Raw genomic sequence first — 12,417 nt, 5'->3', positions numbered from 1 at the left:
TGATCAGGCTCCCAACTCGATAGGTGCACCGACGAGCGAGCCGTATTCGGTCCAGCTGCCGTCGTAATTCTTGACATTCTGATGGCCGAGCAGTTCCTGCAGCACGAACCAGGTGTGCGAGGAACGCTCGCCGATGCGGCAGTAGGCGATGGTGTCCTTGGCCCCGTCCAGCCCGGCCTCGCCGTAGATCTCGGTCAGCTCGGCATCGGACTTGAAGGTGCCGTCCTCGTTCGCGGCCTTGCTCCACGGCACGTTGATGGCGCCGGGGATGTGGCCGGGACGCTGGCTCTGCTCCTGCGGCAGGTGGGCGGGAGCCAGGATCTTGCCGGAGAACTCGTCGGGGGAGCGCACGTCGACCAGGTTCTTGGCGCCGATGGCGGCGATGACCTCGTCGCGGAAGGCGCGAATGGTCAGGTCGGGGGCGGCGGCCTTGTACTGGGTGGCAGGGCGAACCACAGCATCTCGGGACAACGGACGACCGTCCAGTTCCCACTTCTTGCGGCCGCCGTCGACCAGCTTGACGTTGTTGTGGCCGTACAGCTTGAAGTACCAGTAGGCGTACGCGGCGAACCAGTTGTTGTTGCCGCCGTAGAGCACGACCTCATCGTCGTTCGCGATGCCGCGCGCCGAGAGCAGATCGGAGAACTGCTCCTGGTTCACGAAATCGCGACGAACCTGATCCTGCAGGTCCTTCTTCCAGTCGAGCCGGACGGCACCCTCGATGTGGCCGCCGTCGTAGGCGGAGGTGTCCTCATCGACCTCGACGAAGACGACGCCGGGGGCGTTGAGGTTCTCTTCGGCCCAGTCAACGGAGACCAGGACATCGGAGCGGGCCATGTTGTTCCTTTCGGGGTGGTGACTTGCAGGGTCAGTTCGCCGGGGACGGGTTCCGGCGGAGGCGGGCGACCAGCGGATAGATCTGGCAACCCAGGCAGATCCCGAACGCCGCGTTCAAAAACGCCGCGAACAGGGCGAAGCCGACGAACACCGCGCCGACGACGGTGGAGCCGACCAGGAAACCCAGCAGGCTGACGGCGCTGAAGACCAGGCCGAGTAATTGGGCGAACCGCAGCGGGGCCACGGGTTCGGTTTCGACGGTCGGACCGATTCGCGGCGCGACGAATGCCGCGAAGATCCGGCCGTAGGGGTGTCGCCGCGGGCCATAGGCCGCGCCGATCGCGAAGACCACCGCCTGCAGCGCGATGAGCACCGTGGCGAGCGGCGTCGAGAAGACGGCGGCGAGCAGGACCAGAACCAGCACGCCGGTGGTGACCCACGCGGCGAAGCGCGGACCGCGGACATCTACGACCCGAATTTCGTTCTCGGCGAATGTATTTCGAGAAATTGTGGACATTGTGCGTACTCCTGCGCTGAAAAGTGCTGTTGGCGGGAAAAATTGCCAGTTCGTCGGGGGATCAAGAGATCACTCGCACGACGGACGCAGGTCGGCATCAGGAATTCTGAGGGAGCCGACCGCTCAGCCACACAGGCAGCAACAACCACCGAGGCGACACAGATCAACTGTGCGGCGTCGGGTGAGCATCAGCTCGTGGTTGGCTTGCACGCAGAGGAGTTTACCTGGTTCCGACGGAGAATTGGACCCGGGGTTCGTCACAGTTGCTATGAACCCATGTCACGCCCTGTTTTTTCACCGTCAGCCGCAATCCGCCGGAAGAGTTATCCCACGGTCAGTGGTGCGAGCGCGGTCCGTAGGGCGGTGGACTTGGGGACGCCGGAGATCCGGAATCGTTCCCGCCCTTCGATATCGAAGACGAAGGTGGTCGGCAGCGAGAGCACATTCAGCTCCTTGGCCAGCGCGGGCTCGGCATCGATATCGATCTCGATATCCCGCGGCGGGCGCGGCGATCCGGCCAGTTCCTCGGTCACCCCGGCGACCACCCGGCGCACAGCGGCGCACGGTCCGCACCAGTCGGCGGAAAAGTGCAGCACCGCGGGACCGGAGCTGTCGACGCCGACCGAGGCCAGTAGTTCGGTACGCGCCGATTCGGCGGGCGCCTCGGTGTCGCTGGTGCGCAGCTTGCCGTCGCGTCGCCGCAGCACCATGCCGACCGCGATCGCGGCCAGCACCATCACCAGCAAAATTGTGATTTCAATCATGGTCGACGCAATCTGTCCAGGTCGATTGTCACGTTCTCGGCCTTGCCCTCGACGACGATCTGACCGCCCATCGCGAAGACGTTGGTCGGCCGCAGACCGAACGGCAGTTCATTGGTGTCGATGGTCCGGGTGAACTGCTCGAGCACCTTCGGTCGCTCGGCATCGGTGACGACCGCGGTCGTGGTGGCATCACCGGTGCCGTGGTAGATGCCGGTCGCGATGATCTTCACCTGATCTCCGTCGACTCGGAGGTCGGCCGTCACGCTCACATTGTCATTACCGAGCGGTGCACCGGGCTTGCTCGGCGTCTTGCCCGGCATGGTGCCGGTGAGCAGGAGCTGACCGCCGGTGGTCATTCCGGATCCGCCCGATCCGCCCGTTCCGTCGGATTTGTTCCCCGGTGCCGAATGTACTTGCAGGTCAGGGATTTTGAAGAGCCGACCGAGCTCGGTCGGCTCGAGCCACATCGACCCCTCGACCCGATCCACCGGCACCGCGCGCACGTTCCCATCGGTGAGATCGCCGACCGATAGGTGTGCTCCGGTCAGCATCGCCCCGACCGAAATTTCACCCGGGATGTCGGGACGCATGACGTGCGCGCGGACTTCGACACTCTGGTATCGGCCGCCGAACGCCTGGGTAAGAAATGGGAACCCATAAATGATCACGTCGGGATCCGCACTGAGATCGGCGCCAACGCGCAGAGCGCGTGACACGCGGTACTCCGAGTAGGCGGCGACGCCGAAATCGATGACTACCGCCAGTCCCGCGAGGCACAGCAGCCCGATAATCAGCTTCCGCATGCTGGCAACACTAATAGCAGGGCCGGTCGGGGGCCGCCGTCAGCCCGCGCTCGGCCGAGGACAGGACCGGCGGCCGTCGACTCGGCAGTGCGTTTCGAGTATCGAATGTCTCGCTCGAGATGCCACACTGACCCCGGATGGCGAGGTCATCGGTGTTTACGCGCTAATCTTGCACCGATTACCTGTGATTAGCGACGTGGCCCCGGCGGTGTGGCTGTTGTCCGGAGCTACTAGATGGGAGGAGGGCTTGTGGAGCTGCTCCTGCTGACCTCCGACCCCAACCCGGAGTCGGTACTGCCCGCTCTGTCGCTGCTGGCGCATAACGTGCGCCCGGCGCCGACGGAGGTGGCGTCGCTGCTGGAGGCGGGGACCGCGGATATCGCACTTGTCGACGCCCGTACCGACCTGGCCGCGGCCCGTGGTCTGTGCCGACTGCTCGGCAGCACCGGTTCGTCGGTGCCGGTGGTCGCCGTGCTCACCGAGGGCGGGCTGGTCGCCGTCAATGCCGACTGGGGCCTGGACGACATCCTGCTGCCCGGCACCGGACCGGCCGAACTGGACGCTCGGCTGCGGCTGCTGGTCGGCCGCAACGGCGGCGTGGCGAGCCCGGAGAACACCGGCAAGATCACCCTGGGCGAGCTGGTGATCGATGAGGGCACCTATACGGCCCGGCTGCGCGGTCGCCCGCTGGATCTCACCTATAAGGAATTCGAACTCCTCAAATATCTCGCGCAGCATGCCGGCCGGGTCTTCACCCGGGCCCAGCTGCTGCAGGAGGTCTGGGGCTATGACTTCTTCGGTGGCACCCGCACGGTCGACGTACATGTGCGACGCCTGCGCGCCAAACTCGGCAGCGAATACGAATCGCTGATCGGCACCGTCCGCAACGTCGGCTACAAGGCCGTTCGCCCGGCCCGCACCGCCGCCAAGGGCGAACCCGTCGCCTTCCCCGACGACGAAGCCACCGAAGGCACCGACGACTCTCCGCCTGTGACTGTCAACGGCTCCGTTCAATAGCGGGCGATCGCCCGGAATGACGAGCCGGACTCGTGCGTTCGCTGCGGTGACGACGGTCGGTACGACGAGGGAGACGTGACTCATGGGTGAGACGACACTGCGGTGGAGCGATCGGCTCGACGCCGAAGCGGCGCGCGCGGTCCGCGCACTGCTCGAGCGGGCGGCCGCGGCCGACGGTGTCGCGCCGGTCTCCGAACAGGCCGTGCTCTCGCTGGCCGCGGCCGATTCCGGGGCCGAGCATCTGGTGGCGGTGCGTGCGGATGCCATCGTCGGTTACGCGAATCTTGTTCCGGCCCATGGCGACCACCCCACAATGACCGAGGTCGCCGTCGATCCTGCTGTCCGCGGCAATGGCATCGGGGCGGAATTGGTCTCCGCCGCGCTCGACCGGGGCGGACCCGGAGCTCGCGTATGGGCGCACGGCGATCGGCCGGCGGCCAAGGCGCTCGCGACCCGGCTGGGACTGCGCACCGCACGGGAGTTGTGGCAGATGCGGCGCTCATTGGCAACACCGGAGCTACCCGAGCTGGCGGTACCGGAAGGCATCGCACTGCGGACCTACGCGGGTCCGGCCGACGACGCCGAACTACTGCGCGTCAACAACGCGGCCTTCTCCTGGCATCCGGAACAGGGCAGCTGGTCCGAACGCGATATCGAGGTGCGGCGCGACGAGTCCTGGTTCGACCCGAAAGGTCTGTTCATCGCGGTGGATCCCGCCGATCCGGACCGCATCCTCGGATTCCATTGGACCAAGGTGCATTACGAGGAGGATCCGCCGGTCGGCGAGGTCTATGTGGTCGGCATCGATCCGGCCGCGCAGGGGCGCGGACTGGGCCGTCTACTCACCCTCGCGGGCCTGCGCTACCTGCGGGAACGGGATCTGGCCGAGGTTCTGCTCTACACCGAGGCCGATAACACCGCGGCTGTACGCACCTACACTCGACTCGGCTTCGCTCCTGCGCATATCGACGTCGCCTATTCGGCTCGTGACTGAATAACAAGCGGCCCGCGGGGGTCAATCGAGTAACACTGGGGCAAATGTCACATATAACGGGCCCAATAGCGCCGGGCTGTTCACCCTCTGTTCACTCAGCCTGGTCCAAATGTCAACCGAGCGACCTTACGTTACATACGGGCGGCACGGTTGCCGCCTGGTGCGCAAGTTCCCCGCGAACGGCACCACGAAACCCGCCCGGGCCGGTGAGGGACCGGGCGTGTCGAACGCGATTCCCGGAGGAATAGTGAACTTCAAGCGCAGCAGCGCCATGATCGGTGTGCTGGCCGCAGTTGCCATGCCCCTGGCCGCCTGTGGCAGTGATGACAACTCGACCAGCGGTGATAGCAGCAATGTCGCCAAGGTCGACGTCGCCTGCGGCGGCAAGAAGGCCCTCAAGGCCAGCGGCTCCTCGGCGCAGAAGAACGCGATGGAGCGCTTCATCGCCGCCTACGAGGGCAACTGCAGCGGCCAGACCCTGAACTACACCTCGAGCGGTTCGGGCGCCGGTGTCAACGAATTCCTCGGCAGCCAGACCGATTTCGCCGGTTCCGACTCGCCGCTGAGCGCGTCGAAGGGTGAGCCTGCCAAGGCGCAGGAGCGCTGCGGCGCCCCGGCCTGGAACCTGCCGACCGTCTTCGGCCCCATCGCGGTCACCTACAACATCGACGGCGTGAGCGATCTCGTCCTCGACGGCCCGACCCTGGCCAAGGTCTTCACCGGCGCCATCACCTCGTGGGATGCCCCCGAGGTCAAGGCGCTGAACCCGAAGGCCACCCTGCCGTCCGGCCCCATCGCGGTGATCTTCCGTTCCGACGAGTCGGGCACCACCGACAACTTCCAGCTCTACCTCGACGCCGCCTCCGACGGCGCGTGGGGCAAGGGTGCCGGCAAGACCTTCAACGGCGGTGTCGGTGAGGGTGCCAAGGGCAACGAGGGCACCTCGGCCGCCATCAAGAGCACCAAGAACTCGATCACCTACAACGAGTGGTCCTTCGCCAAGGCACAGAACCTGTCGATCGCGCAGATCGTCACCTCGGCGTCCAAGGACCCGGTCAAGCTGACCCCGGAGTCCGCGGCCAAGGCCGTCGACAGCGTGAAGATCAAGGGTGAGGGCAACGACCTGGTGCTCGACACCTCGTCGTTCTACAAGCCGACCGCGGCGGGTGCCTACCCGATCATCCTGCCGACCTACGAGATCGTCTGCTCGAAGTACGCCGATGCCGACACCTCCAAGGCGGTCAAGGCATTCCTGACCTCGGCCGTCAACAACGGCCAGAAGGGTCTGGACACGGCGGGCTACGTCGCGATCCCGGACAAGTTCAAGACCAAGCTGACCGCCGCGATCGCCGCCATCAACTGATAGCCGCCACGCCATGACCGTGCACCCTGAGGTGACCGCCGCGGGCCAGTCGGACTCGACTGGCCCGCGGGCGGCTGGAGATACTGCCCCTATGTCGAGTGAACCGAGCACCGAACCGGCCTCACCGAAGGCCCCGGCCGCAGCACAGGCCAGGAAAGGCCACAGCCAAGGGGCCGAGGTCGTCTTCCGGTCGCTAGCCACCGCGGCGGGTGCGACGGTCGTGGCGGCCATCGCGCTGATCGCGCTGTTCCTGCTGATCCGCGCCTGGCCCTCGATCATGGCGAACGAGGCGAACTTCTTCACCAGCACCGAGTTCAACACCACCAATGCCGACCACTTGCGGTTCGGTATTCGGGACCTGCTCATGGTCACGGTGCTGAGCTCGGTGCTGGCGCTGGTGATCGCGGTGCCGATCGGTGTCGGCATCGCGCTGTTCCTGACCCACTATTCGCCGAAGCCGATGGCGCGTCCGTTCGCGATGCTCGTCGATCTGCTCGCGGCGGTGCCGTCGATCGTGTTCGGTCTGTGGGGCTTCCTGGTGCTCGCGCCGCGGCTGGAACCCGTCGAGACATTCCTCAACGACAAGCTCGGCTGGTTCTTCCTGTTCTCCGACGGCAATGTGTCGATCTCCGGTGGCGGCACCATCTTCACCGCGGGCGTGGTGCTCGCGGTCATGATCCTGCCGATCATCACCTCGGTCTCCCGTGAGGTCTTCAACCTGACGCCCGTCTCGCATATCGAGGCCGCGCAGGCACTCGGCGCGACCAAATGGGAGATGGTCCGGATGACGGTGCTGCCCTACGGCCGCAGCGGTGTGATCGCCGGATCCATGCTCGGCCTCGGCCGCGCGCTCGGTGAGACGATCGCGGTGCTGGTCATCCTGCGCACCTCGGCGCAGGCCGGACACTGGTCGCTGTTCGACGGTGGCTACACCTTCGCCTCCAAAATCGCCGCCGCCGCTTCGGAATTCAGTCAGCCACTGCCGACCGGCGCCTATATCGCGGCTGGCTTCGTGCTGTTCGCGCTGACCTTCATCGTCAATGCGCTGGCGCGGCTCGTGTCCGGTGGAAGGGTGAACGGGTAATGACCACCACGACGACTCTCGACAAGCCGGTCAAGGCGCCCACCTTCCGGCATGTCAGCACGGCCCGCCGGATCAAGAACAACATCGCGACCGCGGTGGTCTGGATCTGCTTCGCCATCGCACTCGTGCCGCTGGTCTGGGTGCTGTTCATGGTGGCGTCGAAGGGCCTCGAATCCGTCGTCTCGCCGGACTGGTGGCAGAAATCGCAGAAGGGCATCCTGCCGGATCAGACCGGTGGCGGTGTGTACCACGCGATCTACGGCACCATCGTGCAGACCCTCGTCGCCGCGATCATCGCGGTGCCGCTCGGCATCATGGCCGCGGTGTACCTGGTCGAATACGGCCGTGGCGTGCTGGCCAAGGTGACCACCTTCATGGTGGACATCCTCGCGGGTGTGCCGTCCATCGTCGCGGCCCTGTTCATCTTCGCGCTGTGGATCGCGACATTCGGCTTCCCGCAGAGCTCCTTCGCGGTATCGCTGGCCTTGGTGCTGCTGATGTTGCCGGTGGTGATCCGCAGCACCGAGGAAATGCTGAAGCTGGTTCCCGACGAATTGCGCGAGGCGTCCTACGCACTCGGTATCCCGAAGTGGAAGACCATCGCTCGGATCGTCGTGCCGACCGCGGCGCCCGGCATGATCAGCGGCATCCTGCTCTCGCTCGCCCGCGTCATGGGTGAGACCGCGCCGGTACTGGTGCTGGTCGGCTACAGCAAGTCGATCAACACCAACCTCTTCGACGGCAATATGGCCTCGCTGCCGCTGTTGATCTACCAAGAGTTGGCGAATCCGGAGCCTGCGGGCCGGGCGCGGGTGTGGGGTGCGGCGTTGACGCTGATCCTGCTGATCGCCCTGCTCTACGCGGCGGCCGCGGTCGTCAACAAGTTGCTCACGCGGAACCGATGACCGCATGAGCGGGTCAGGCCCGGAGGCGGCAGCTTGCGTAACCACGTAGGGCCCACGCTCATGCACATTCAATACAGCGAACGGATATTCAGATGGCCAAGCGCATCGACGTCAAAGACCTGAACATCTACTACGGCAAATTCCACGCGGTTGCCGATGTCAAGCTGTCGGTATTGCCGCGCAGCGTGACCGCCTTCATCGGCCCGTCGGGTTGCGGTAAGTCCACCGTGCTGCGTTCGCTCAACCGGATGCATGAGGTGACCCCGAATGCGCGCGTCGAGGGCGCGGTACTGCTCGACGGCGAGGACATCTACGGCTCGCAGGTCGACCCGGTCGGCGTGCGCCGCACCATCGGCATGGTGTTCCAGCGTCCGAATCCGTTCCCCACCATGTCGATTCGCGACAATGTGGTGGCCGGGCTGAAGCTGCAGGGTGTGCGCAACAAGAAGGAGCTCGACGAGGTCGCCGAGCGTTCGTTGCGTGGCGCCAACCTCTGGAACGAGGTCAAGGACCGCCTCGACAAGCCGGGCGGCGGCCTCTCCGGCGGTCAGCAGCAGCGTCTGTGCATCGCGCGGGCCATCGCGGTGTCGCCCGATGTGCTGCTGATGGATGAGCCCTGTTCGGCGCTGGACCCGATCTCCACCTTGGCGATCGAGGACCTGATCACCGAGCTGAAGAAGGAATTCACCATCGTCATCGTCACCCACAACATGCAGCAGGCCGCGCGTGTGAGTGACCAGACCGGCTTCTTCAACCTGGAGGCGCAGGGCAAGCCGGGCAAGCTGATCGAGATCGACGATACCGAGAAGATCTTCTCCAACCCGGGCCAGAAGGCGACCGAGGACTACATCTCCGGTCGCTTCGGCTAAGCGCTCTGCCGCCTCCCCGAACCCTTCGGGCGCCGGACTCCGGTGCTCGAAGGTGGCGTTGGCGGCTGGCGCAGGCCACCGGCGTGGATGCCGCTAGTCGGTGGGAGCGTCCTCGACAAGGGTGTCCAGGTGCGTCGAAAGGTCGTCGATGAGGCGGCCGAGCAGACTGACGAGGTCCCGCTGGTCGGATTCGGTCCACTCGGACAGGGCGTGGTCGAACCAGCCGTTGATGACCCGCAGGTAGCGGCCGATCAGCTTCTCGCCGCTCGGGGTGAGAGTGATCAACCGGGCGCGCTGGTCATCCGGGTCCGGCACGCGGTGCACGAGCCGCCGCCGCTCGAGACCGTTGAGCTGGCGCGTGACGTGCGGGCCGGCGACCTGCATCCGGGTCGCGATTTCCCCGACCCGCAGCGGACGCCCCGCAGATTCGAGGATCACCAGGATCGTCACGGCCGGCCGCTCCAGAGTGATTCCGGCTGCGCCGGTTGCGGTTTCGAACAACTGCCCGCGGCCCAGCGTGCTGCTGAGCTGAGTCATGCGCGGCAGAAGCCCCTTCAGTGCATCGTTGTCGCTGCTCATCCACTCACCTTGATTAGATACCTAAGTTAGGTATACGGTACTCGCATCCCGATCGGCCGACCAGGAAGACAGCTGGCCGAATAAAAGATACCCAAGGTAGGTAGATGAAAATGACGACCGCCATGACCTCGACCGATGTTCTGATCGTCGGCGCCGGCCCGACCGGGCTCACCCTGGCGATCGACCTGGCCCGCCGCGGTGCCGACTACCGCATCGTCGAACGCGCCGAAGGCCCCAGCACAGCATCGCGAGCCAAGACGATCCAGCCGCGGGCCCTGGAGGTCGCCGACGATCTCGGCGTGATCGATCGCGTGCTGCAACTGGGTCAGGTGCACGTGCCGACCCGCCACTACGACCGTGACCGCGTGATCTCCGAGGCGGTATCGACCGCGCTGGGAATGTCCGGTCCCGGGGTGCCGTATGCGCCGGTGTGGTTGTCGCAGCCGCTGTTCGAGCAGGTCCTGCGCGACCGGCTCGCCGAACTCGGTGGCCGGATCGAGTGGGGAGCCGAGGTGACGGCCGTGACGCAGACCGCTGACGCCGTGGAGGTGAGCGTGTCTGCGGCGACCGGTGAGCGGCGGATGCGCGCCCGCTATGTCGTTGGCTGCGATGGCGGGCGCAGCGTGGTACGCAAGCAAAGCGGCGCCACACTCGAGGGCATCTCCTACGGCGAGCACCGCTGGTGGCTCGGCGACGTGCGCATCACCGGCCTGGACCGGCACTGCCAGCACGTATGGATGAGCCCCGAGCACGGGATCTTGTCACTGTTCCCGCTGCCCAGCACCGACATCTGGCAGTTCCAGGCGTCGATCCCCGCCGACGACCTCGATCCGGCCGCGCCGACACTCGAGCTGTTCCGGCGCTTGTTCAGCGAGCACACCGGTCTGGCGGACGTCACCATCGACGACGCAGGCTGGTTGTCGTTGTACCGGATCAACGTCGCCCTGGTCGACCGATACCGGTGCGGCCGGGTCTTCCTCGCCGGTGATGCCGCCCATGTCCACTCACCCGCGGGCGGGCAGGGCATGAACACCGGTATCCAGGATGCCTACAACCTCGGCTGGAAACTTGCCGCGGTCCTCGATGGTGCCGGCGAGACCTTGCTGGACACCTACGAACTCGAACGTCGCCCGGTCGCGCAGGCGGTCCTCGACGACAGCACCTCCCGCCTGCACACCCTCATGCGGTCCGCCGGCAACGGCTCCGGAGCTGCTGCGGTGCGCGGGCTCACCGACGACTTCACCACTGGGCTCACCATCACCTACGCCGATAGTCCCCGCACCGGCTCGGGACCGCACGACACCCGCGTTCGCGCCGGTGACCGCGCTCCCGACGCCGTCGCCGACGCCTCGACCGGCCATCGGGTGCGGGTATTCGATCTGCTGCGCGGCCCGCACTGGACCCTGCTCACCTTCGATCACGGCAACCCGCAGAACTCGAATCACACGGACCTGCCCAGCCCGCTGCGGACGATCCGGATCACCACCGACTCCACCGCGACCGGACCTGCCACAGTCATCGACAGCGACGGCGCTATCCATCGCAATTTCGACATCTCCAGCGACACCGCAGTACTGATCCGCCCCGACGGCTACATCGCCACCCGCGAACCGGTAGCCGTGCCATGAATCAGTAACGAGCCCAGGGGTCGTGAGATTCAGCGGGTCGACGACGGGGGATCTGTTGCGGGCGCTGTCGCGGCACCCTCAGCGGGCGCTACCCAGGTCTCGATCCTCCGTGCGGCCCGACAGCATGGTGGTGGTCTCGATGATCTGTCGGAAGCGACCGTCGGTGGCGAGTTCGGCGAAGACCAGCACCTCGAACGCGACCTCGCTGCCGTCGGTCTTGCGGGCGTGGATGGTGTGCCGGTCGGCGTAGCGGTCACCGGCGATCAGTTCGTCGTGTACCTCGACGCGCCCATCGGTGACGACGCCCCGCAGATGCGTGATGTGCTCGACGAACTCCGCGTGGTCGCTCCACACACCGTCGGTGCGCTGCCGGTAGTCGTCGGTGAAGTGCCGCGCGAAGGCTGTGTCGACATCGATCTGCCGATCGAACAGCAGGTCGGTGAGCGCGGTGGCGATGCTGGTGGTGGCGGTCATGAGGTAACTCTCCTTCGATCATTTGCGTGCATCGTGCACGCAGTTGACCATATATCAAATGCGTGCACGATGCACGCTATTCTGGAAGCATGTCACAACAGGGGATCGGCGCCCAGGTCGCCGAGGCAATCGCAGAATTGCTGCGCCGGCGAACCCGGGAGGGCATCTACGCCGAACTCACCGAGGGCCTGGACCCTGCGGTGGATACGGCGACCTATCCGGTACTCAGCGCCCTGGCTCGCTGGGGTCCGCGCAGCGCGGCCGCACTGGCCGTCGAGATCGGTCTCGACCGCTCGGTGGCCAGCCGCCACGCCACTCGCCTGGAGCGAGCCGGTTTGGTCCGCCGCGCCCCGGATCCCACCGACGCCCGAGCGACCCTGCTCAGCCTGACCGAACGCGGCGAGCGGGCGGTCGAGGTCATGCGCCACCGCCTCGCCCGGCGCCTCGACCGGCACCTGGCCGCCTGGCCCGAGGACCAGGCCCGCGCCTTCGCGGTCGCACTGACCCGATTCGTCCACGAGGAACCCTTCGGCTGACCTCCTATGGCTCGGTCGAAGGGGACGTCGATCGTCACGCAAACGAA

Annotated in this window: 14 protein-coding genes; 8 read left to right on the top strand and 6 right to left on the bottom strand. The window is 66.1% G+C overall.

Going from position 1 to position 12,417, the window contains the following annotated elements; all coding sequences use genetic code 11:
• Nucleotides 1-3: 3 nt before the first annotated feature.
• From ACQP1G_RS43445 to ACQP1G_RS43430, 4 genes are all read right to left on the bottom strand, one after another.
• Nucleotides 4-837 carry a sulfurtransferase gene (locus ACQP1G_RS43445; protein ID WP_433196155.1) on the bottom strand — a complete coding sequence of 278 codons (834 nt, stop codon included), beginning with the start codon at nt 835-837 and terminating at the stop codon, nt 4-6.
• A gap of 31 nt (nt 838-868) precedes the next feature.
• The gene (locus ACQP1G_RS43440; RefSeq protein WP_433196153.1) at nt 869-1,354 is read right to left on the bottom strand and encodes a DUF4395 domain-containing protein; all 486 of its coding nucleotides are present in this window, start codon (nt 1,352-1,354) and stop codon (nt 869-871) included.
• Nucleotides 1,355-1,677: 323 nt separating this feature from the next.
• Nucleotides 1,678-2,118 (bottom strand): thioredoxin family protein, encoded by a 441-nt coding sequence (locus ACQP1G_RS43435; RefSeq protein ID WP_433196151.1) that lies wholly within the window; start codon nt 2,116-2,118, stop codon nt 1,678-1,680.
• Complete coding sequence (locus ACQP1G_RS43430; protein WP_433196149.1) at nt 2,115-2,921, bottom strand: LmeA family phospholipid-binding protein; 807 nt, start codon at nt 2,919-2,921, stop codon at nt 2,115-2,117. The genes ACQP1G_RS43435 and ACQP1G_RS43430 overlap by 4 nt, the downstream gene beginning before the upstream one ends.
• A gap of 249 nt (nt 2,922-3,170) precedes the next feature.
• Between ACQP1G_RS43430 and ACQP1G_RS43425 the strand changes: the two genes are divergently transcribed.
• From ACQP1G_RS43425 to pstB, 6 genes are all read left to right on the top strand, one after another.
• Nucleotides 3,171-3,938 carry a winged helix-turn-helix transcriptional regulator gene (locus tag ACQP1G_RS43425; protein ID WP_433196147.1) on the top strand — a complete coding sequence of 256 codons (768 nt, stop codon included), beginning with the start codon at nt 3,171-3,173 and terminating at the stop codon, nt 3,936-3,938.
• An 82-nt stretch (nt 3,939-4,020) separates the two neighbouring features.
• The gene (gene mshD, locus ACQP1G_RS43420; RefSeq protein WP_433196145.1) at nt 4,021-4,932 is read left to right on the top strand and encodes a mycothiol synthase; all 912 of its coding nucleotides are present in this window, start codon (nt 4,021-4,023) and stop codon (nt 4,930-4,932) included.
• A gap of 247 nt (nt 4,933-5,179) precedes the next feature.
• Complete coding sequence (gene pstS, locus ACQP1G_RS43415) at nt 5,180-6,295, top strand: phosphate ABC transporter substrate-binding protein PstS (protein WP_433209332.1); 1,116 nt, start codon at nt 5,180-5,182, stop codon at nt 6,293-6,295.
• 91 nt (nt 6,296-6,386) lie between these two features.
• Nucleotides 6,387-7,379, top strand: coding sequence for a phosphate ABC transporter permease subunit PstC (pstC, locus tag ACQP1G_RS43410; RefSeq protein ID WP_433196143.1), 993 nt, complete (start codon nt 6,387-6,389; stop codon nt 7,377-7,379).
• Nucleotides 7,379-8,284 carry a phosphate ABC transporter permease PstA gene (gene pstA / locus ACQP1G_RS43405; protein WP_433196141.1) on the top strand — a complete coding sequence of 302 codons (906 nt, stop codon included), beginning with the start codon at nt 7,379-7,381 and terminating at the stop codon, nt 8,282-8,284. Before pstC ends, pstA begins: the two co-directional genes overlap by 1 nt.
• 92 nt (nt 8,285-8,376) lie before the next feature.
• On the top strand, nt 8,377-9,153 hold the full coding sequence (pstB, locus tag ACQP1G_RS43400; protein WP_355181844.1) for a phosphate ABC transporter ATP-binding protein PstB: 777 nt from the start codon (nt 8,377-8,379) through the stop codon (nt 9,151-9,153).
• Between the two features lie 93 nt (nt 9,154-9,246).
• Here pstB and ACQP1G_RS43395 read toward each other — a convergent pair whose 3' ends face one another.
• A complete protein-coding gene (locus ACQP1G_RS43395; protein ID WP_433196139.1) occupies nt 9,247-9,732 on the bottom strand; it encodes a MarR family winged helix-turn-helix transcriptional regulator in 486 nt (161 codons plus the stop codon).
• 104 nt (nt 9,733-9,836) lie between these two features.
• On the opposite strand from ACQP1G_RS43395, the gene ACQP1G_RS43390 reads away from it, so the two are divergent.
• Nucleotides 9,837-11,360, top strand: a complete 1,524-nt coding sequence (locus ACQP1G_RS43390; protein WP_433196137.1) for an FAD-dependent oxidoreductase — start codon at nt 9,837-9,839, stop codon at nt 11,358-11,360.
• A gap of 78 nt (nt 11,361-11,438) precedes the next feature.
• Here ACQP1G_RS43390 and ACQP1G_RS43385 read toward each other — a convergent pair whose 3' ends face one another.
• Nucleotides 11,439-11,834: a nuclear transport factor 2 family protein gene (locus ACQP1G_RS43385; RefSeq protein ID WP_433196135.1), complete on the bottom strand. Its 396-nt coding sequence runs from the start codon at nt 11,832-11,834 to the stop codon at nt 11,439-11,441.
• Between the two features lie 89 nt (nt 11,835-11,923).
• Here ACQP1G_RS43385 and ACQP1G_RS43380 point away from each other — a divergent pair, with 89 nt between their 5' ends.
• Nucleotides 11,924-12,370: a MarR family winged helix-turn-helix transcriptional regulator gene (locus ACQP1G_RS43380; RefSeq protein WP_433196133.1), complete on the top strand. Its 447-nt coding sequence runs from the start codon at nt 11,924-11,926 to the stop codon at nt 12,368-12,370.
• The last annotated feature ends 47 nt before the right edge of the window (nt 12,371-12,417 follow it).

Source organism: Nocardia sp. CA-107356 (assembly GCF_050946365.1).
In the GTDB taxonomy this organism is placed as follows: domain Bacteria; phylum Actinomycetota; class Actinomycetes; order Mycobacteriales; family Mycobacteriaceae; genus Nocardia.
This window is presented reverse-complemented; position numbering and strand designations above follow the sequence as displayed.